At 53.9% G+C, this 18,601-nt stretch carries 21 protein-coding genes and 1 riboswitch; of the genes, 6 read left to right on the top strand and 15 right to left on the bottom strand.

What is annotated here, in order from left to right:
• Positions 1-47 precede the first annotated feature (47 nt).
• From RAC89_RS17955 to RAC89_RS17935, 5 genes are all read right to left on the bottom strand, one after another.
• Complete coding sequence (locus RAC89_RS17955; protein WP_306615106.1) at positions 48-710, bottom strand: glycosyltransferase; 663 nt, start codon at positions 708-710, stop codon at positions 48-50.
• 101 nt (positions 711-811) lie between these two features.
• Complete coding sequence (locus RAC89_RS17950; RefSeq protein ID WP_306615105.1) at positions 812-1,336, bottom strand: hypothetical protein; 525 nt, start codon at positions 1,334-1,336, stop codon at positions 812-814.
• 274 nt (positions 1,337-1,610) lie between these two features.
• Complete coding sequence (locus tag RAC89_RS17945; RefSeq protein WP_284637696.1) at positions 1,611-2,123, bottom strand: acyl-CoA thioesterase; 513 nt, start codon at positions 2,121-2,123, stop codon at positions 1,611-1,613.
• A 37-nt stretch (positions 2,124-2,160) separates the two neighbouring features.
• Positions 2,161-2,751, bottom strand: a complete 591-nt coding sequence (locus RAC89_RS17940; protein WP_306615104.1) for a DNA-3-methyladenine glycosylase I — start codon at positions 2,749-2,751, stop codon at positions 2,161-2,163.
• Positions 2,744-3,748 (bottom strand): helix-turn-helix transcriptional regulator, encoded by a 1,005-nt coding sequence (locus RAC89_RS17935; protein ID WP_306615103.1) that lies wholly within the window; start codon positions 3,746-3,748, stop codon positions 2,744-2,746. Before RAC89_RS17935 ends, RAC89_RS17940 begins: the two co-directional genes overlap by 8 nt.
• 133 nt (positions 3,749-3,881) lie before the next feature.
• On the opposite strand from RAC89_RS17935, the gene RAC89_RS17930 reads away from it, so the two are divergent.
• The 3 genes from RAC89_RS17930 (at position 3,882) to RAC89_RS17920 (ending at position 6,012) form a co-directional block, all read left to right on the top strand.
• Positions 3,882-4,760, top strand: a complete 879-nt coding sequence (locus RAC89_RS17930; protein WP_306615102.1) for an SDR family oxidoreductase — start codon at positions 3,882-3,884, stop codon at positions 4,758-4,760.
• Between the two features lie 93 nt (positions 4,761-4,853).
• Positions 4,854-5,642: an EcsC family protein gene (locus RAC89_RS17925; RefSeq protein ID WP_306615101.1), complete on the top strand. Its 789-nt coding sequence runs from the start codon at positions 4,854-4,856 to the stop codon at positions 5,640-5,642.
• Between the two features lie 22 nt (positions 5,643-5,664).
• Positions 5,665-6,012 carry a cupin domain-containing protein gene (locus RAC89_RS17920; RefSeq protein ID WP_306615099.1) on the top strand — a complete coding sequence of 116 codons (348 nt, stop codon included), beginning with the start codon at positions 5,665-5,667 and terminating at the stop codon, positions 6,010-6,012.
• Here the strand turns inward: RAC89_RS17920 and RAC89_RS17915 are convergent.
• From RAC89_RS17915 to RAC89_RS31735, 4 genes are all read right to left on the bottom strand, one after another.
• Positions 6,009-6,461, bottom strand: coding sequence for a GNAT family N-acetyltransferase (locus tag RAC89_RS17915; RefSeq protein ID WP_306615097.1), 453 nt, complete (start codon positions 6,459-6,461; stop codon positions 6,009-6,011). The two genes, RAC89_RS17920 and RAC89_RS17915, sit on opposite strands and share 4 nt — an antisense overlap.
• Before the next feature lie 91 nt (positions 6,462-6,552).
• Complete coding sequence (locus RAC89_RS17910; RefSeq protein WP_306615095.1) at positions 6,553-8,202, bottom strand: b(o/a)3-type cytochrome-c oxidase subunit 1; 1,650 nt, start codon at positions 8,200-8,202, stop codon at positions 6,553-6,555.
• A 17-nt stretch (positions 8,203-8,219) separates the two neighbouring features.
• Entirely contained in the window at positions 8,220-8,690 is a 471-nt protein-coding gene (locus RAC89_RS17905) for a cytochrome c oxidase subunit II (RefSeq protein WP_306615093.1), read from the bottom strand.
• 16 nt (positions 8,691-8,706) lie between these two features.
• A complete protein-coding gene (locus RAC89_RS31735) occupies positions 8,707-8,904 on the bottom strand; it encodes a cytochrome c oxidase subunit 2A (RefSeq protein ID WP_373429959.1) in 198 nt (65 codons plus the stop codon).
• Between the two features lie 271 nt (positions 8,905-9,175).
• On the opposite strand from RAC89_RS31735, the gene RAC89_RS17895 reads away from it, so the two are divergent.
• Complete coding sequence (locus RAC89_RS17895; RefSeq protein WP_306615091.1) at positions 9,176-9,385, top strand: hypothetical protein; 210 nt, start codon at positions 9,176-9,178, stop codon at positions 9,383-9,385.
• A gap of 22 nt (positions 9,386-9,407) precedes the next feature.
• Here the strand turns inward: RAC89_RS17895 and RAC89_RS17890 are convergent, their stop codons facing one another.
• A complete protein-coding gene (locus tag RAC89_RS17890) occupies positions 9,408-10,007 on the bottom strand; it encodes a TetR/AcrR family transcriptional regulator (RefSeq protein ID WP_284644800.1) in 600 nt (199 codons plus the stop codon).
• A 126-nt stretch (positions 10,008-10,133) separates the two neighbouring features.
• Here RAC89_RS17890 and RAC89_RS17885 point away from each other — a divergent pair, with 126 nt between their 5' ends.
• Positions 10,134-11,825 (top strand): MFS transporter, encoded by a 1,692-nt coding sequence (locus RAC89_RS17885; protein ID WP_306615088.1) that lies wholly within the window; start codon positions 10,134-10,136, stop codon positions 11,823-11,825.
• A gap of 914 nt (positions 11,826-12,739) precedes the next feature.
• Here the strand turns inward: RAC89_RS17885 and RAC89_RS17880 are convergent.
• The 5 genes from RAC89_RS17880 to RAC89_RS17860 all read right to left on the bottom strand — a co-directional run bounded on the left by RAC89_RS17880 (position 12,740) and on the right by RAC89_RS17860 (position 17,922).
• The gene (locus RAC89_RS17880) at positions 12,740-13,867 is read right to left on the bottom strand and encodes an IS110 family RNA-guided transposase (RefSeq protein WP_306612462.1); all 1,128 of its coding nucleotides are present in this window, start codon (positions 13,865-13,867) and stop codon (positions 12,740-12,742) included.
• A 423-nt stretch (positions 13,868-14,290) separates the two neighbouring features.
• Positions 14,291-14,956: a thiaminase II gene (gene tenA, locus RAC89_RS17875; RefSeq protein ID WP_306616126.1), complete on the bottom strand. Its 666-nt coding sequence runs from the start codon at positions 14,954-14,956 to the stop codon at positions 14,291-14,293.
• A 22-nt stretch (positions 14,957-14,978) separates the two neighbouring features.
• Positions 14,979-15,788 (bottom strand): energy-coupling factor transporter transmembrane component T family protein, encoded by an 810-nt coding sequence (locus RAC89_RS17870; protein WP_306616125.1) that lies wholly within the window; start codon positions 15,786-15,788, stop codon positions 14,979-14,981.
• Between the two features lie 23 nt (positions 15,789-15,811).
• On the bottom strand, positions 15,812-17,326 hold the full coding sequence (locus RAC89_RS17865; RefSeq protein ID WP_306615086.1) for an ABC transporter ATP-binding protein: 1,515 nt from the start codon (positions 17,324-17,326) through the stop codon (positions 15,812-15,814).
• A complete protein-coding gene (locus tag RAC89_RS17860) occupies positions 17,326-17,922 on the bottom strand; it encodes an ECF transporter S component (RefSeq protein ID WP_306615084.1) in 597 nt (198 codons plus the stop codon). Before RAC89_RS17860 ends, RAC89_RS17865 begins: the two co-directional genes overlap by 1 nt.
• Positions 17,923-18,041: 119 nt before the next feature.
• Positions 18,042-18,146: riboswitch (TPP riboswitch) on the bottom strand.
• Between the two features lie 173 nt (positions 18,147-18,319).
• On the opposite strand from RAC89_RS17860, the gene RAC89_RS17855 reads away from it, so the two are divergent.
• Positions 18,320-18,520, top strand: a complete 201-nt coding sequence (locus RAC89_RS17855) for a hypothetical protein (protein ID WP_306615082.1) — start codon at positions 18,320-18,322, stop codon at positions 18,518-18,520.
• The last annotated feature ends 81 nt before the right edge of the window (positions 18,521-18,601 follow it).

The following is an 18,601-nucleotide window of genomic DNA, read 5'->3' as shown; positions in this document are numbered from 1 at the left end:
CGACTCCTTCCAAATACTAGTCATTTGCAACATATGCAATGACTTGCCTATGGGCTACTTTTCCGGGTCAATTTGGGCTTGGTAGACGGCTTCATCTGAACGTAGCTCCTGCTCAGCTCCCCCATCCTTCGGGCGACGGTTTGATCCTGAAGCACATCCAGCAAGGTCGGGGCCAGATTGCGTTCCAGCAGCTCCGGCGAAATCAGCCAACCCGTCCTCCCGTTCAGGATCCATTCATCCATGGCCTCGAGGCGTGGCGCGACAACGGGAACACCGTAATTCCGGGCAGCCCGGATACTCTCCTCATCCATTGACAGCAGCACAATGACATCGGCAAGCAGGTACCAGCCGGTGGACTCGACCGATGGAATGCCGAGAATATGCCAAACATAGCCGTAAAGCTCTTCGGCCAAGGCTTCCCGGAATTTCCGGATATGCTTCATCACCGTTGGCTCTCCGTTAATGATAAGCAGCCGAGCCTTAGGCTCAAGCGAGACCACTTCCAGCATCGACTCGTATAATAGGCTCAGCTTCTCCTCTGAGGGGTCCACCCCCCCATAAAGAATGATCTTTGCTCCGGTCAAACCGAGCTGGTCCAATAACGCCTTCCTTTGAGCTTCTCCCGTTAAGGTCCACCTCGATTCAGACAGCTCTCTATCAAGCACCCCGAGCATCTCCTTCCGTTTGAGCCTTTTATGTATCGTATTCAACCCGGGAAGGCAGGGTACTAAGACCGGCTCTCCACTGAACTCATTTCGGCACAAAAAAAGTCCTCAGCCTTCGAGGACCCTCAACACAAGGATGTTATTCTTTATTGGGCATCCTTTTCGCTCTGAAATTTAAATTTGCCGTAATCGACCACCACAATTTCTTTATCTTTGATACCGAGATTCCCCCAATTCGGTCTCCCTCCATAAATATCATCCGCGATAATGCCTACGTCCTCAAATTTCTGTTTAAGCTCTGCAACCTTACTGATATATCGTGTCTCCCTAGGGAGCTTTTCCGCTTTCTCCATAATGATCCAGCCCTTTCCTCCCTTCTTAACCTTAACCAGATGATACCGGACGGATTGAGGGGAGTTTTTATAGATATGCTTTTCGATTTGGTTACTTACGATTCCCTTCTTGCACGTTGCCACCTTGAGCACATAGCTGTCGTCCATTTCATAAACAATCCGATAATTTCCTATACCAAGAACCTTGTAGGATAGCTTCAGTTTCTTCTCTGCACGAAGTCCTGCTTTTTTCCCTTTTTTATAATCTTTTCTTTTTACCCGTTTGATCCACTTGCGGATAGCCTTTTTTGTGCTGCCGTCCAAATACTTGCTTGCCATGGTACCCCCTCCTTCTGCTAGTCTTGTTTCTAGTATATGTACAACCCATCCAGTAAGTTTGTATGATTTGGCAGCAACAATCCAAATTCCGCAAATCGATAACAAAGGCAATAAGAAAAGCTTCTATCGAAGCCCTCTCGGGGATGTACATTCGTGAGCAAGAGGAAGCTTTTCTTGAAACATTAGAATCCTTGAGCTCCGCTCAAAACTTATAAATTCTAATGTTATAAAATACGGCCCATAGAGATTGCCTCCATGGACCGCTGTCATGAATTTATTCCCACGGAAACGTCGTGGTCAGTACATCCGCAAATTTCTTGCTTTCTTCCCTCCGTTGTCTGCGCATGTCGGCGCGGCCTACGGCCGTCTCATGCAGCCGGATCTCTTCCGCTGATTCCGGCACAACGCGAGGCACCGTCACCGGCTTTTTATTCTCATCCAGCGCGACGAAGGTCAGGAAGGAGGTGGCGGCAATGTCCCTTACCCCGGTCCGCAAATCCTCGGTGATCACCTTCACGAATACCTCCATGGAGCTTCTGCCGGTCCAGGTCACGAATGCCTCCAGACAAACCGAGTCCGTCGTTCTCACCGGTGCAAGGAAGTCGACCGAATCCGTGGACGCGGTCACAACGGAGCACCGGCAATGCTTAGAGGCGGCGATCGAAGCAATATCGTCGATGTACGCCATCAGCTTGCCGCCGAACAGCGTATTGTGATTATTGACGTCTGTCGGAAAAATACGGGCGGTTTTGTAGCAGCGCGATTCTCTTGCATAACGTTGTTCCATCATTATTCTCTCCCTATTCTTGTATGTACCCCCGTTACTAGCTCCCCATAGCAGTGAATTCGGGATGCCACTCACAGCTCAGCGTGTGGTCGTTCACCATTCCCGTCGCCTGCATAAAAGCGTAGCAAATCGTTGAACCGACGAAGGTGAAGCCCCGTTTCTTCAAATCCTTGCTCATCGCATCGGATTGCGCGGTCGTAGCGGGAACTTCCTGCAGCGACGCCCATCGGTTCTGAATCGGCTTTCCGCCGACGAACTGCCAGATGTAGCGATCGAAGCTGCCGAACTCCTGCTGCACCCGAAGAAAGGCCTGCGCATTCTGCACTGTGCCCCGCACCTTCAGCTTGTTACGGATAATGCCCGGATCCTCAAGCAGCGCTTCCAGCTTCGCCTCGCCGTAGCCGGCCACTGTTGCCGGATCGAAGTTATCGAACACCACGCGGTAATGCTCCCGCTTCTTCAGCACCGTAAACCAGCTCAGCCCCGCCTGCGCCCCTTCCAGCGTCAGCATTTCGAACAGCAGGCGATCGTCATGCACCGGGCGTCCCCACTCCTCGTCATGATAAGCGATATATAGCGGATCCCCGTTCAGCCACCCGCACCGCTGTTTTCCGTCCGTCTCACACATCCTTGTTCTCTCCTCCCTTATCTCCAGTCGTGCCGTACAGCTCGGCCAGCTCCCGAACGGCCTCCGTTATGGAAGCCTTAAGCTCCTCCGGAGCCGCGACCCGGACCGATGCGCCAAATCCCAGCAGCAATTCCTCCGCATACTCCTTCGTCTCCAGATCGGCGACAACACGAATACGTCCCTCCGGATCGGCCTTATCCGACACTTCCAGAACCGTGACATACCTTGCGTAGCGCAGCCTTCGAAGGACGGCCTTGTTTACGAAAAGCACCGCCTTGTAGCTTGGCAGCTTCTCCTTGAATTCAGCGATCCACCGTTTCCAGTATTGCTCCAGCTCGAAGCCCGCCGGCCGATCGAACGTTTCCTCCAGCACCTCTGCCGCAGCTATCCTGGATACCCGGAAGGAGCGGAGCTCGCCTTCGGCCCCGGCGGCAACCAAGTACCAGGCGGTTCCCTTCGCCACCAAGCCCAAAGGCTCGACAACCCGCTCCGCGCGCTTATGCTCCTCATCCCGGCGGCGGTAATCGATGCGCAGTCGCTTCTCCTGCCACACCGCCTCCTGCAGCAGCGGGAGCAGCGGCACGCTTTCCGCTGCGTCGTACCAGCCGGCCCCGTCGACGTAGATTCGCTGCCTCGTAAATTCCGCGTCCGGCAAAGAGCCTGCGGGAAGCGCCGCGAACAGCTTGCGCTGTGCCGATTCGGCCGCTTCCCCTAGGCCGAGCTCCGTAAGACGCGCGGCGGAAGCGCCGGGCACGAACAAGCTCCGGATCTCTGTGCGGGTAAGGCCGGTCAGGTTCGTGCGATAACCCTCTGGCAGCCGCCAGCCGCCGCCGTTTCCCCGTTCGGCATAGAGCGGGATTCCCGCTGAGGCGAGCGCCTCCATGTCGCGGTGCACCGTTCGCTCGGAAACCTCCAGCCGCTCCGCGATCTCACGCGTAGTCATGCGACGATGTACTTGCAGGAGCATCAGAATGGATAGTAAACGATCCGCCCGCATGAACCTCTACCTCCCTCCAAATGGAACTCTTCCATGCCACTATACCCGTCTAATATGACAATCGTTGTCATTATTATTGGATAAACTGAGTTTGTAGTCAATTGATTTCATTCCATCATCAGGAGGTTTTTTTATGAAACAGCCATTGAAGGGCAAAGTAGCCGTAGTTGCCGGAGCGACACGCGGAGCCGGCAGGGCCATTGCCGTTACCCTGGGCGAGGCGGGAGCAACCGTGTATGTTACCGGCCGCACCACCCGCAGCAGCACCTCGCCGATGCAGCGCCCCGAAACGATCGAGGAAACGGCGGAGCTCGTGACGAGCCGCGGCGGCCGCGGCATCGCCGTACGCACCGACCATACGGTGGAGGAGGACGTCAAGGCCTTGTTCGAGCAAGTGACGAAGGAACAGAACGGTCAGCTTGATATTCTGGTCAATGATCTGTGGGGCGGCGATCCATTAACGGTGTGGGAGCAGCCCTTCTGGGAGCACTCTTTGGCGAACGGGCTCCAAATCCAGCGCCAAGCCGTGCATTCCCATATGATGACCAGCTATTACGGTGCGCCGCTCATGGTAGCCCGCAAGCAGGGACTGATCATTGAGATTACCGATGGGGACAGCTACAGCTACCGCGGCAATTTGTATTACAGCCTGGCCAAAATTTCCGCCATTCACTTAGCGGAAGCGATGGCGGCCGACCTGAAACCGCACCGGGTGACCGCCCTGGCCTTGACCCCCGGCTTCTTGCGTTCGGAGGCGATGCTGGAGCTATTCGGCGTCACGGAGGACAATTGGCGGGAGGGAGCTGGGAAGGACCCCCATTTTATCGCCTCCGAAACGCCTTACTACATCGGCAGAGCCGTGGCAGCCTTGGCGGCAGACCCTGACGTCTCCGCCAAAAGCGGACGTGCTTTAAGCACCTGGGAGCTTTCGGACGAATACGGCTTCACGGATATCGACGGAACACGTCCGCACTGGGGACGCTATTATGCCGAGCATGTACTGAAGCAGTAACCGTTCCGCCGCTCCCTGCCTTCTGAAACCAAAGTTGCTCCTCCTTCGTATGCCGCGATATAATCTTTTTACAGGTAGATAAGGGGTGGCGGTATGGATGATCGTTTAACGGTATATGAGCAGCAGATCCTCAAGCAGCTAAGCCTCTGGGAGCATGAGCTTCTTCGTCCACCGGGATTTCTGGAGATGACGTCCAAGGCGGTCTCAACCCGGATTAACAAGGTCATTCCGGAGAAGGTTCACGAGACGATTACAGGCGCGGTGAAGGGCATTGTGCAAACCTCATTGTTCAGCATGGATTACATTCCGAAGAGCGAGCCCCTCCGGGAAGGGAGCCTGGCGATCCGGGACAAACGCGCAGAGGAGCTCATCTCGCTCTACAAGAAAATCGCCGCCGCGGAAGGAGCGGGAACCGGAGCAGGCGGCATTTTGCTCGGCCTTGCCGATTTTCCGATCCTGATCGGCATCAAGATGAAGCTGCTGTTTGAGCTGTCTCATGTGTACGGGCATTCCACCCGCGATTACCGGGAGCGGTTGTATTTGCTGAACGTGTTCCAGGTCGCCTTCTCCAGTCAGAGCAAGAAGGCCGAGATGCTTCGCCATATTCATGACTGGCCGGAGACCTCCGCCTCCCTTCCTTCAGCCGATTCCTACGTGCACCACATCGACTGGCGCCAGCTGCAGCAGGAATACCGGGACACCATCGATTTTCGCAAAATGCTGCAGCTTGTACCCGGCATCGGAGCGGTTGTCGGCGCTTGGGCGAACTACGGCCTGCTCGATGAGCTGGGTCAGACAGGGATGAACTGCTTCCGGCTTCGCTGGCTTCAGCAAGCCTCAAGCCGGGAACCCGGGCCACGGGGCCCCGGCTGGCTCAAATAAATGGAGGAGTTGAACATCCCATATGAAAATAAGCAAACAAAACGCCGAGCATTATATTTGGGGAGCCGCATGTGACGGCTGGCATCTGGTGAAGCAGCCGGAGCTGAGCGTCATTCACGAGCGCATGCCCGCCGGCACCGCCGAGGTCCGGCATTACCACAAGCAGTCCCGCCAATTTTTCTTCGTGCTCTCAGGTACGGCTGAGCTGGAGCTGAATGGCGAAGCTATCATCCTCGGCCCGCAGGAAGGCGTCGAGGTGCCGCCCGGCGTCCCGCACCAAATGAAAAACGCCTCGGATACCGAAGCGGAGTTTCTTGTGATCTCCCACCCGCAGACGCGAGGCGACCGTTATGAAGCAGAGCCGGTTTAACTGACCGGCCTCCTGCGCATCATTTTCTCCGGCTCCCGTGCGAAGCCGTACTGCTCATACAATCCGTGCGCATCCCGTGTTCCTAACAGCCCGGACAAGCCTTTCAATTCTTCCGAGTTGACTATAGCATCGACGAGCCGCTTTCCGATCCCCTGTCCTCGGTAAGCTTCATCCACAAAGACGTCGCATAAATAATACACCGTCGCATAATCCGTCACTACCCGGGCGAAGGCAATCTGCTTCTCCCCCTCATACACGCCGTAGCAATGCGATGTCTCGATGGAGCGCCGGATCGCTGTCTCTACCCGTTTATCCGCCCAATAGCTCCTCGCCAAGAAGCTCAGAATCGTTTCCACCTTCAGCTTTGCTTTCTCGTCGCTGATGACATACGCATCAAACCGGATCTCCATGCTTAACGCCCCCATATCAAGAGTTTTAAATGGTATCATATACCAAATTGCAATGAGAGACAAGACCTTTCTATTCAGCGCAAAAAGCCCCCGCCACAGCCATATAAGCTGCGCAGGGGCCTCTATTATTTTACCATGTGACAAATCCCTTGGAGCCGACACCGGGGTTCGTAATCAAATCCGTGACCGGCACTGTATAGGCGACGAGAATCAGTACGACCAGCACGCCGACCCACAGTCCCCAGCGCTCGAAGATCGCAGGCGTCTTTTCCGCCGTATCGCTAACCTCTGCAATAGGAAATTCCTCTTCACCGACTGGCGCTCGGAACAGCAGCACAATGTTGACGATCATCAGGATGACGCCGATGAACAGGATTGTACCGCCGATGGCCATCGCCACATGATACGGCATCCACAGAACGGCATCCGGGTGGTCCATGTAAGTGGTGTACGCCGTACGACGAGGCGAGCCAAGCAGGCCGACCGTGTGCATCGAGCCGGACATGAAGAACATGCCTGCAATCCAGACCCACGTTTGGATGATCCCCATTTTATGAAGGAATGGCGTCAGCTTGCGGCCTCTCAGGGCCGGGATCAGCCAATACGTAATCCCGAAGAACGTAAGCGCTACGCTGGTCGCTACCGTCAAGTGGAAGTGGCCGGTAACCCATAGCGTATTGTGAATCAATGCGTTCATCTCATGGCTCGCGTTGATAATCCCCCCGGCGCCGGCCGGGATGAAGATCAGCATGCCCATGAAAGGAGCGAAGAAGCGAACGTCCTTCCAAGGCAGCTTGCTGAACCAGCCGAACAGTCCTTTCGCGCCGACCGAGCGGCCGTGCATTTCGAAGGTGGCGAACAGCGAGAAGGCGGTCATCAGGGAAGGAATGACGACCATGAACGTCAACACGACTTGAACGAACTTCCATACATTCGAGATCCCAGGCTCCATCAGCTGATGGTGGAACCCTACCGGGATGGAGAACAGCAGAAACATAATAAACGACAATCTAGCCAATGCGTCGGAGAACATTTTGCCGCCGATGACCTTCGGAATGACCACATACCAGCACATGTAGGCGGGAAGCAGCCAGAAGTATACGAGCGGATGGCCGAAATACCAGAACAGCGTACGGCTCAGCATAATATTGACCGTCTCGACCCAGCCGAAGGACCATGGAATCAGCTGGAACAGTACCTCGATCGCTACGCCCAGTGTCGCAATGACCCACATCAGAATGGTGACGATCGCCATAAAGGAGAACAGCGGCGTCAGCTTGCCTACGTTCGTCTTTTTCCAATAGCGGTAGTTCGCAAACATACCGTAGCCGCTCGTCCAGCTGCCCACGACCACGAGCACAAGTGCCACATAAAACCATGGGGAAGCTTTCATTGGTGCATAGAATGTGTATAATACGGTCGCTTTATTCAGCAGAATCAGTACCGTAGCCAGAAGCGTACCCACGGTCATTAACACAAAACCCGCCCAGCCAAACGATCTGGCGATCGGAAGCAGCTTGCCGCCCAGCGTTTTGGCCAAGCCCGCATACATAAAGCCGATGATGAAATAAGTTGTGAAAATGAGCGCCATCAGCACGCCGTGTGCCGTCAGCAATTGATAATACCCGATCCCGTAAGGCAGCTCCAGCATGCCGCCGCGGACAAGGCCCTGCAGCAAGCCGGCGATGCCGCCGATGAATAACGCCCCGAAGGCGAACAGGATATGGGCCAGCGACAAGGCGCTATCGCGCCGGTCGAAGCTTTTCCAGTCTGTCGTCATTGCCTACACCCCTTTGATTATTTAACGATAATTCTTGTCTGCATCATTTCGTGGGCCGTACCGCAGTACTCGTTACAGAGCACCAGATATTCGCCCGGCTTCGTAAACTTATAGGTCAGCTGATTCACTTCCCCCGGCATGACCATCATGTTGACATTCGTACCTGGGATTTGGAAGCCATGAACTACATCTTTACTTGTAATGTGAAACGTTACGGTAGCCCCAACCGGAATCTCCATCTTACCCGGCGAATAGCCGAAGGCAAAAGCCAGCATGTAAGCCTCGTATTCGTTGTCGCCCACCTTCTTCAGTCCCGGCTTGTCGAAGGGAGCGGTCTTGTCGACGGTCTCCGGATCCACCGTATGTCTGTGCGTACCCGGCGGCTGCATCCCTTGGGCGAAGGCTCCCACGCCTACCACGGTCAGGAACGTAATGAGCATCGCGATTCCGAAAATGAGCCATATTTTTTCTAGTCGATGAATATGCATCTGTAATCTCCCCCTGTTACCCTCTTGAAATAAACAACACGTACGCGCCTACCCAGGTAAGCACGAGAAACGCTCCAAGCAGCATGACGGAAGCAAAGGCCCCTTTAAGCTCAGGCTCTTTGTGCTGCGGCGGCATTGCAGTTCCGCTCTTGCTTCGCGAATCCACCTGCTTCTTCCCTTGCTCTGCTTGGATTTTCGGTTCAGGCTTAGCCATCGTTGATTCCCTCCCCATACGGGTGTGATTTATGTCATGTGCTCATTGTAGAGCCTGTGTACCGTAAGTCACTATGATCTTCGTCACATCGGATGTGAAGCAATAGTGAACGATATATGGCAGCCGGTGCAGCACAAAAAGGCCCCTATTCCCTTGCAGGAACAGAGGCTGGAAGAGGAGCTGCATATTCGCCGGGATACCTATTTGCTAAATCTCCCCTTAAATTGGTAAAAGCCTACGAAAGCTATAGCATGAAAAGGAGCTGACCTTTATGTTGAATGATCATTTTTTATATAAATTTATTAAAAATCCTCAAGCCTTTCAAATGGCCGTACACCCGGAAGCCGTCGGTTCGTCTTCTGCCGGAGTCCCCCGAAGCTCTATGCCCGAGTCGGATGAGCTGGCCCGGTTGGACCGGATTCAAGCATACCGGCAGCTGGTTCAGCTCCGCGAACTTAAAGGCAATCGAATAAGCCAGTAACAAGCAAAAAATCCCGCCGCGGCTAATTCAGCACGGCGGGATTTTTTGCGTGATCGGGGAAATGCTCCTTCAGCAGCAGCTGCACGACATGGTAAAAGTGCTTCCCATTATCCTTCGAGCGGTACAGGTATGCTGTCATCACCGCTCCGCTATATGCAATCTCAAGCTGCTTGGCCAGCGCTTCCGGGTCGCTGGCCCCCGCCTCCTCCGCCATATCTTTAATGGCATGCCAAGCCACAATCCGGCATTCCTTCGCCTTGTGATGGCCGGGGTGCTCCTGCTCCGGGAACTCAATTGTCGTATTCATAAAAGGACAGCCGCGAAAATCCGGCTCGATCATCCGTTCGGACAACAGCCGGAGCACCTCCAGCAGCTGCTTGTACGGCTCGCCGGGATAACGGCTTCGCGCCGTCTCGATTCTTTCCATCGACCGTGCATGGCGCTGCTCCAGAAAGGCCACGACCAGTGCATCCTTCGTCGCAAAATTTCGATAGAAGCTTGCCTTGGCTACACCTGATTCTTCAATAATCCGGTCGATGCCAACCGCCCGAATTCCCTCGTCGTAAAACAAATTCGAAGCCACCTGGAGGATGCGCTCCTTCGCGGTTTCCTTCTTCTCCATCACATGTTCCCCTTTCGAGACATGAAAATGCCGTTGACATGAGACAGATCTGTCTGTATCATATCAAGGTATGAGACAGATCTGTCTACCCCATTGATTTTATCATATCCCTTAGGAGGATGTACAGTGTCCAACCCAACCCATTCAGCTTCACCAAGCCAGTCCGTTCGCGCCGCAGCAGAGCCTTTAATTGGCGAACGGCCTCAGCTCAAGTCTCATCTTCTGCTGGCCGTCATTTTATTGACCGTCTTCTTGGCTGTAGCTAACGTATTCATCGTCAATGTCGCCACTCCGGCGATCCAGCGGGGACTTCAAGCCGGCTTCTCGGGCGTTCAATTCGTCTTGACGAGCTATACGCTCGCTTATGCCGTAACCCTCATCATCGGGGGAAGACTCGGCGACCGGTACGGACGCAAACGATTGCTAGTGCTCGGAGTCATCGGGTTCACCGTCTCCTCTCTGCTTTGCGGACTCGCAGAGAGTGTTTCCTCTCTGGTAGTCTTCCGGATATTGCAGGGAGTGTCGGCGGCTTTCATGATGCCGCAGGTGCTGTCGCTGATCCAAACGAGCTATGCGCCGGACAAACGCGCCGGAGTATTCGGACTCTACGGCGCTGCCCAAGGCATAGCGGCGACAAGCGGCCAGCTAATCGGAGGATTGCTGCTGCGCTGGGACCCGGCCGGACTAGATTGGCGGACCGTCTTCTTCTTCAGCGTGCCCGTTGGCTTGCTGATTCTCGGCATGACTATGTATATAGAGGAAACGAAAGGAAGCAGCTCTTCCGAGAAGCTGGATTGGATCGGAGCCGCTTGGGCTACGGGCGGGTTGTTTATGCTGATTTTCCCGCTGGTACAGGGTCAAAAGGAGCATTGGCCTGCGGGCCTGGTCGCCTGTCTGATCCTCTCCGTACCGGTGCTGGCCGCTTTCGTCTTCTACGAGCGCCGGATGGCTGCCCGGGGCCGCGAGCCCTTCATTAACGTCAGCTTGTTCGCGCAGCGCCGGTTTGCCATGGGCATGCTGATCGTCTTTGTGCTGTTATGCTCCCAAGCCGCCTATTTCCTTGTTTCGGCTTACTTCCTGCAGCTCGGCCTTGGCTTCACTGCGCTTCAGGCAGGGATGATTATTTTGCCGATGGGGGCCGGTTACTTCGCAGCGTCGCTCTATTCCGCGAAGGCTGTAGCCAAGCTCGGTCCGCACGTGCTGACCTTCGGCGCTCTGCTCACCACAGCAGGTTATTTGCTGCTTGCCTTATCGGTGCATAGGACGGGAACTTCCCTGCAGGGCTATGAATGGATTCCGGCGCTTGCCGTGCTTGGGATCGGTCAGGGCAGCTTAGCCGCTCCCCTCACAAACGCCGTTCTCTCCCGCATACAGCGACAAGATGTCGGTTCGGCCTCCGGAATTCTGACTACCGGTATGCAGGTGGCGTTTGCCATCGGTATTGCGCTCATAGGAATTGTTCTCATGAATACCCTCGGACGGCATGCGGATTTGGCGAGTGCACGGCACGTTCCGGAGCTTCAGGCCGGCCTGATGAAGCTGCAAGTGAGCGAGAACCGGATGGAGGAGCTTTCCCGCCAATTCCAGAGCTGCTATGGCGATTATACCCGAATGGGCGACCCTGCCGGGATCCCTGCCAGCTGCGTGCTGACTGCGGAGGAGACTTCCGTTAAGCCGCTGCTTCTGTCCGGTTTGAAGCAAGCTACAGCGTACAATTATGCTTATGCGTTCGAATATTGCCTGTATGTGCTCGCCGCCTTCACCCTGCTGCTGCTTCCGCTGGTGCTGGGGCTCATCCGGGAAAAGCGGAGCGCATAAGCCGAAGTGCCTTATCTGTTTCCCGGTCAGAAGTCCGCGGCGTGTGGCCGATCACTCCTTGGGACAGCCATTTGTGCGAATAGGCAGCTTTTTACCATGACTTGCATCCAAAGCACGAAGATTTCTGCGTAAATACAACATTTCAAGAACATTTGCCTCATATTCGGCCATTGTACTCTCGCAAAGGTGCCTATTCTCACAAATCTCGTTCCGAACCGCGTTTGGGACTGTGGATTTCTGCACTTTAAGTCAATTTCATAATTATCACTTTAGCCTGTTACCTTCATTAAAAATAGACCCCATCGAGAAGGAGAACAGCATTTACGGCATCACTGCCTGCGGGATATACGTCTGGCGCTTATCACGGCCCGGTAATGCTCCCTGTAACGTTATGAAATCACCTGATATGAACGAAACCGTCAAGTGCTCAGCACGTACCCTTGATTTGGAGTGCTCTAAAGTAAGCCTGTCAAATGCCTTTTTTGACAGGCGGTTCACTCTGCCCATACTTTTTTACTTCGGTCTGGCTGATCAAGCCAGACCCTGCCCTACGGCGAGTAACGGGGTGCAGGGGGCGTGCTCCCTGCTGTCTTTCTTTAATTTGAGCTTGTGGTTCGAATGAGTTTCATTCCTTGGCACGAGGGCAAAATGGTTCTTTGCGCCGGTTGGCAACCTGATATTCGTGGGTTATCACAAGTGAATTGTATACGACCAGAGAGCTTACCTGCTAAACTTACGACGCGCATGAAGCCGCACTACCTGAAAGATTGACTTTGCGCAGGTGATTTCCGCGGATTATTACTCTCTGCCTTGCTTTAGTACTTTGCCCTCGAGCCAAAGAATGTAACGTAACGCATTGCCTAACTCACTAAGCCGGAATCACTTCCTTTTTCATTCAATCATACCCTTATTTTTTATGCTGTGATGCTGTTTTTTTGCTTATCTACTTCCTTGGCTATGGCCCATATGAAACCTATAAGCTCTCGGGCTACTGCGGCGATGATGGTTCCTTTGTGCTTTCCTTTGAAAAGGAGCTTCTTGTATTTGTGGTGTAATCGCTTTTGTGCTTTCCAGGAGATATTGACAATTTCCGAACTCAGTCCTTTTTGCCTATCTCGCAGCGTTTTCCGTATGGCAGGTGAGCTCCGATAGCTCCAGGCGGCTTCAACCAATACCCTACGTATATGGGCATTTCCAGCTTTCGTTATCCCACCTTGCCAACGACTCCCCCCGCTAGAACGTTCTGATGGCACCAGCCCCACATAACTCATGAGCTGCTGAGGGGATGCGAATCTTCCTGCAATGTGGCCAAGTTCCGAAGCTACAGTAACGGCTGTAATTAGGGCAACGCCATGGAGCCCCTGCAATGCTTGGATCATGGTCGCTTGGCATCCTTCACTCGTTTGCTTCTCCATCTCCGCTTCATATCTTCGGATCCGGTTCGTAGCTTCTTGGATGCTGTTTCGGTATTCTTGGAATACCATATCCTCACAACACCGAGAAAACCGTAAAGTATCTAACCAATTTTCATATGGCTGAGTCCACACTCGAACGCCCTTGGGCGGGTGGATCTGATGGCGAAGCAGAAACTTGGTTAAACGCTGTTTATGCCGATTCCTGTCTTGTACGGCATCTTCCCTGGCCCGAACCAAATCTCGCAAGGCTTCATCCTCGGGACGTGGTACATAGATCTCTGTCAATTCATTTGCTCTCCAGAGCTGCGCTAGACGTACAGCATCTCTCTTATCTGTTTTTATTCGAGTATTCCCCTCTAAGTCTGTTGGTGCGATGACGCTGCATTCCACATACATCTCCAAAAGCCATCGATACAAGACGAACCCCGTAGGGCCAGCCTCATAGCATATACTTAACTTTACGTCATCATCTTTCATTAACTGATTAACTAGTTTACGAACAGCCTCCTTCGTATGCGAGATGACACCATGGAACCTGACGGGTTCATTTCTATTTTCGGGGGCGATGGCTACAGCTATTTTTTCTTTGGATACGTCTAGACCAACATATTTTATGGTTATACTCATTACTAAACCGACCTCCTTTTGTTTGTAGCTCTGTTTTGGAATATTGATTTGATTGCTCAATCAATTGATTTCCAAATTCACCCTACGTAATGCAAAATGGTAGTCGGTTTCGTTCATTTTAACTTACTGTACCAAATATGTGTTCATCTACCAATGTAAGATGAAAAAATCGCGTTACAATGCGTCTGGTGCTTATCACGGCCCGGTAACGCTCCTTGTAACGTTAAAAATTCATCTTACTGTACCAAAAATGTGTTCATCTGCGACCATAAGATGAAAAAATCGCGTTACAGGGTGTCTGGCGCTTATCACTTTCTATAGCAGCTTTGCATTTCCTGCTCGGCACTCTACGGCGTGCAGCTATGATGAAAACAAAAAAACGAGAGCAGCACTCCCCATGGAGCTGTGCTCTCGTTCCATTCCTTACCCAATCGGCCAAGCTTCCTGTTTATAAGCCATATCCCAGAACAGATACTCGTACTGGCTGCTGATCAAAAAATGCTGCTTCATCCGCTCGCGGTCCGCCTCAGTGACTTGCTCCGCCAGCGCATCGACGCGGTCGATCTGCTCCTGAACCAGCTCCCGGAACCATTCCCCGCCGTAAGCGGCAATCCATTCGCGGTAGATTGGCTCCTCCGGCGTGCAGCCGGCCAGACGCTCTCCAATCTCGTAGTAGAGCCAGTAGCACGGCAGTATCGCAGCAACAATGTCGCCGAGATGTCCCGTGTAAGCCGCCCGGATCAAATGCGAAGTATAGGCATACGCCGTGGGAGCAGGCTGGAAACGGCTGCGTTCCTCGTCGGTAATGCCAAGCAGCTTGGAAAACTTCTCGTGCAGCGACAGCTCGGCCCCGTAGGTGCCCTGCGCATGCACCGCCATCCGGTTCGTCGTGAATAGGTCGTCAGCCTTTGCAGCTCCAAGCGCCTGGACTCTGGCGAAATGCGACAAATAATAGGCATCATTCAGCACGTAGTGACGAAACGCCGCAAGCGGCAGGCTTCCGTCCCCGATTCCGCGCACGAACGGATGCTCGAAGCTGGCGTTCCAGCTTGCATCCGCCGCGGCTCTTAGTTGGTCTGAGAATTTCATAGGTTTATCCACGCCTCCCGTATTAAGAGTTGATTTCATACCGCACATCCCCCACGCTAAAGAAAGGCAGATTCCAGCCGAGCCAGACGGCGGCCGTCCATAAGACGGCCAGCAGCACCGGCCAAAGCAGATCTACGCGGGACCAGCCGATCGCATAGTAGAAGGTTCGCTGCTTCACTGCCATGAAACGCTTCGCTTCCATTGCCACGGCGATCCGCTGGGCCCTACGGATGCTTTGAGCCAGCAATGGGATCGCATAGCGGCGCAGCTTCCCGTACCAGCCTGCCGGTCCATGCTTCTCCTTGACCCCCCGGACCTTTAGCGCCATGCGAAGCGTCCGGAATTCGTCAAGGATCATCGGCATCAGCCGGAAGGCCGCCATGAAGCTGTAGGCATACTTCGGAGGAATTTTCAGCTGCTGCATGAGCGAATAGAATAACATTACCGGCCTCGTCGTCAAGGCGAACAGCAAGCCTGCCAGCGCCATATTGACGGTCTTCAACCCGATATGTACCCCTCGATAGAAGCTTTCCTCGGTCACATGAATCAACCCGAAGCGAAACCAGGTCGTCTCTCCCTTGCCGAAAAACACCATCGACGTCATCGAGCACACGAAAAGAATGGTGAAAGGAAGCAGCAGCAGCAGCACACGCGACCTCGGATGCCCCGAACAGGCAAGCAGTAGTAGTACGAACATCCATGTCGTATTCGCCAGCACATTGATGTTATGCGTTAGCAAGATAAGCAAAAACAGAACAACCGATAGCAACAGCTTGTAGCTCGGGTTCACCCGATGAAGCCACGTCTCCTTGATATCCCAGGCCTGCTGCATCTTCTCTTCACTTCCCTTCTGCCCTAATTCACCGGCTCGCAAATTCTTTGCTCCTCGAACCGCCGTACATATTGTTCGGGTGACAGCACCGCTGTCAGCCTTCCGTTCTCCACTTCCCATACCGTTGTTGCAAAATAACGGACGAGCTCCGGATCGTGTGTTACCATAATGATCAGCGTACCTTGTCTGCGCCAGCCCTCCAGCAGCTCGAGCAGGGCGAACGTGTTTTCCGCATCTTGCCCGAAGGTAGGCTCATCTAGAAGAAGAACCCTCTGCTGCTTCACCGTTGCGGCGGCTACGCTTAGCCTTCGCTTTTGCCCTAGAGACAGCTGATAAGGATGCAGCTCCCTGTGTCCCGCCAAGCCGAATTGCTTCAGCAGCTGCTCCGTCTTCTCCTGAACGAGAGACTCCGGGTCTCCGTCCCTGCGGAAATTGAAGGCCAGCTCCTCCTTGACGGAATCGGTCACAAATTGCATCTCGGGATTTTGAAACACATATCCGGTGGAATCTCCAATATCCTCGAAGCCGCGGACGAGATTTCCCCTTACCTTGTATTCGCCCTTAGTCGGAATAAGCTGCATCAGTCCTTGAAGGAGTGTGCTCTTGCCGGCGCCGTTCTCTCCGACAACGGCAATCCAGTCCGCACCTGCCGCTTCTGCGGTATCCACATGAATCCTCGGTGCCTTGCCGCGATAGCCGCTCCACTGTCTCAGCTTCAGCAATGGCTCAACGGCTCCATCGCTAGGCAGGGCGCCGCCACGTTTTGTCGCATCCCAGTACCGTGGACTTGCCGTATAATCCGACCACACGCCGGGATACCAAATGCCATACTCCTGAAGCTCCCGCTTATGATCGCGAAACACGCTGGCAGGCTCTCCGTCGGCGAGAATCGAGCCCTCGTAGTCGAACAAGACGACCCGGTCCACGAAATCCACGATCTCGTCGATCTTATGCTCTACGATGATGACCGTCTGATCCCTTGTCACCTCTTTCACCGTCGTCCAAACCTGCTTGGTCCCCTCAGGGTCCAGCAAAGAGGTCGGTTCATCCAAGAACCAAACCTCCGGCTGCAGGGCGAGCAATGACGCAAGAGCCAGCCGCTGCTTCATGCCTTGAGAGAGCGAGGCAATCGGCACATGCGGGTCGGGCAGCTGCAATCCAACCTGCTCCAGATACCGGCGGATCAAGCCCGCCATATCCGGCCTAGGCACCTGCATATTTTCCAGTACAAAGGCGATCTCCTCATCCACAAACGGCATGCAGAACTGCGATTCGGGATCCTGAAACAAGTAGCCCGAAGCCGCCGGCACCACACTGCTGTCACAAAGCATCGGCACTTCAATCGCTTGTGGGATCAGCCCGCTTAGCACCTGCAGCAAGGTCGACTTTCCGCAGCCGCTCGGACCGAGCAGCAGCACCTTCTCTCCATGTCTGACGGAGAGGGACAGCTCCTCGAAGAGAAGTCCGTCGCTCCCCGGAAATTTAAGCCGCAGCCCTTCCACAGCAGCCGCCAGTTCCTTCATAGCAATCGTACTCATTACATCTTCGTCGTCTTGCGGTTCAGCGCATCATAGTCGGCGCGGCTTGCCGGCCGTACGAGCTGAGCCACACCGGTAGCCTCCAACGCCTTCACCAAGCCGGCAGCCACGAAGCCGCAGATCACAAACGCCCCCACGAATCGGAAAACGATATACAGCACCAAGCTCCAGGTTTGCAATTCCGTCATGTACCCCTTGAAGAAATCGAACACCAGTGCGCCTGCGCCTGCGGCCATTCCGGCCAGTCCCGCCGTTACGGCCGAGTAACGGTTATACCCTGTTGCAGCGAACAGCAGCTCGGCGCAAATCCCTTGCACCAGACCGTACGTTAACGCCTCGACGCCGAACGGGGAACCGAGCAGCAGCTCTCCGCTTGCCGCTGCCGCTTCAGCCAGAAAGGCAACCCCGGGCTTGCGAATGAGCAGGAACGCTACCGTCGATGCAATAAACCACATCCCGTACATCAGCTGCTCGAGCTGAAGTCCGGGTGCTTTAGCCACCTCATACACGGCGGCCCAAAAATGATAAATGGCAGCAAGGACAACGGAAATAACGACGGTGACCAAAATATCGGTCAGCTTCAAACCTTTGGACATAAACCTCACAACTCCTTTTTTCCTTTTGTTTTGTCAACCGGGTTCCGAGACATGTATGCCAAAAAGGGCCGCCTCCGCAAAACTATGGAAGTGGCCCAGATGAGCTTATCATGATCGCGCGCATACGCTCTCCACTTCCCTACGCTGGCATAATCCAGATCAGGTTCAGAGGGTCTAGGATCTATTGATCCAGTCTCAGCCCTACGGCTCCCCTAGTGACATAACTCATATTAAGCACCTTTGCTCCGATTGTCAACGAATAAATTCCGTAGGAAGATAGAACATTTTAGGTAATTTTTATAAAAATTGTGTCACATTACGCAAGTAAATCGTTGGCAACCATGCTAAGATATAGGTAATTGGTACCTCTATTTCGCTAAGGGAGACATTCTTATTAATGAATCAAATCGATGAATTGAAGCAGCAGCTGCTTTGGGTCACCACGGAGCTCGTTTCGGAATGTCCTTACTGCATATGTATTTCAGATGATCCCCAGCTGCGGGCCCCTATCTCCTGCACCAAATATTCCGGCTCCAAGAACCCGATTCTTGTGAATATCTCGGCCTGCTTAGCCTGTCAGGAGTACAAAAAGCAATAATTACGTGAAGAGAAAGGCCCCTCCGGGCCTTTTCTTGCTGTTTAGGCGACTTTTTCTTGGTTGCGCTTGCTCCCGGAATGT

It is taken from the genome of Paenibacillus sp. GD4 (genome assembly GCF_030846225.1).
In the GTDB taxonomy this organism is placed as follows: Bacteria; Bacillota; Bacilli; order Paenibacillales; family NBRC-103111; genus Paenibacillus_G; species Paenibacillus_G silviterrae.
This window is presented reverse-complemented; position numbering and strand designations above follow the sequence as displayed.

Coding starts and splice junctions, on each gene's coding strand:
- RAC89_RS17950 (WP_306615105.1), bottom strand. CDS start 1,336: ATGGCAAGCAAGTATTTGGACGGCAGCACAAAAAAGGCTATCCGCAAG.
- RAC89_RS17945 (WP_284637696.1), bottom strand. CDS start 2,123: ATGGAACAACGTTATGCAAGAGAATCGCGCTGCTACAAAACCGCCCGT.
- RAC89_RS17940 (WP_306615104.1), bottom strand. CDS start 2,751: ATGTGTGAGACGGACGGAAAACAGCGGTGCGGGTGGCTGAACGGGGAT.
- RAC89_RS17935 (WP_306615103.1), bottom strand. CDS start 3,748: ATGCGGGCGGATCGTTTACTATCCATTCTGATGCTCCTGCAAGTACAT.
- RAC89_RS17930 (WP_306615102.1), top strand. CDS start 3,882: ATGAAACAGCCATTGAAGGGCAAAGTAGCCGTAGTTGCCGGAGCGACA.
- RAC89_RS17925 (WP_306615101.1), top strand. CDS start 4,854: ATGGATGATCGTTTAACGGTATATGAGCAGCAGATCCTCAAGCAGCTA.
- RAC89_RS17920 (WP_306615099.1), top strand. CDS start 5,665: ATGAAAATAAGCAAACAAAACGCCGAGCATTATATTTGGGGAGCCGCA.
- RAC89_RS17915 (WP_306615097.1), bottom strand. CDS start 6,461: ATGATACCATTTAAAACTCTTGATATGGGGGCGTTAAGCATGGAGATC.
- RAC89_RS17910 (WP_306615095.1), bottom strand. CDS start 8,202: ATGACGACAGACTGGAAAAGCTTCGACCGGCGCGATAGCGCCTTGTCG.
- RAC89_RS17905 (WP_306615093.1), bottom strand. CDS start 8,690: ATGCATATTCATCGACTAGAAAAAATATGGCTCATTTTCGGAATCGCG.
- RAC89_RS31735 (WP_373429959.1), bottom strand. CDS start 8,904: ATGGCTAAGCCTGAACCGAAAATCCAAGCAGAGCAAGGGAAGAAGCAG.
- RAC89_RS17895 (WP_306615091.1), top strand. CDS start 9,176: ATGTTGAATGATCATTTTTTATATAAATTTATTAAAAATCCTCAAGCC.
- RAC89_RS17890 (WP_284644800.1), bottom strand. CDS start 10,007: ATGGAGAAGAAGGAAACCGCGAAGGAGCGCATCCTCCAGGTGGCTTCG.
- RAC89_RS17880 (WP_306612462.1), bottom strand. CDS start 13,867: ATGAGTATAACCATAAAATATGTTGGTCTAGACGTATCCAAAGAAAAA.
- tenA (WP_306616126.1), bottom strand. CDS start 14,956: ATGAAATTCTCAGACCAACTAAGAGCCGCGGCGGATGCAAGCTGGAAC.
- RAC89_RS17870 (WP_306616125.1), bottom strand. CDS start 15,788: ATGCAGCAGGCCTGGGATATCAAGGAGACGTGGCTTCATCGGGTGAAC.
- RAC89_RS17865 (WP_306615086.1), bottom strand. CDS start 17,326: ATGAGTACGATTGCTATGAAGGAACTGGCGGCTGCTGTGGAAGGGCTG.
- RAC89_RS17860 (WP_306615084.1), bottom strand. CDS start 17,922: ATGTCCAAAGGTTTGAAGCTGACCGATATTTTGGTCACCGTCGTTATT.
- RAC89_RS17855 (WP_306615082.1), top strand. CDS start 18,320: ATGAATCAAATCGATGAATTGAAGCAGCAGCTGCTTTGGGTCACCACG.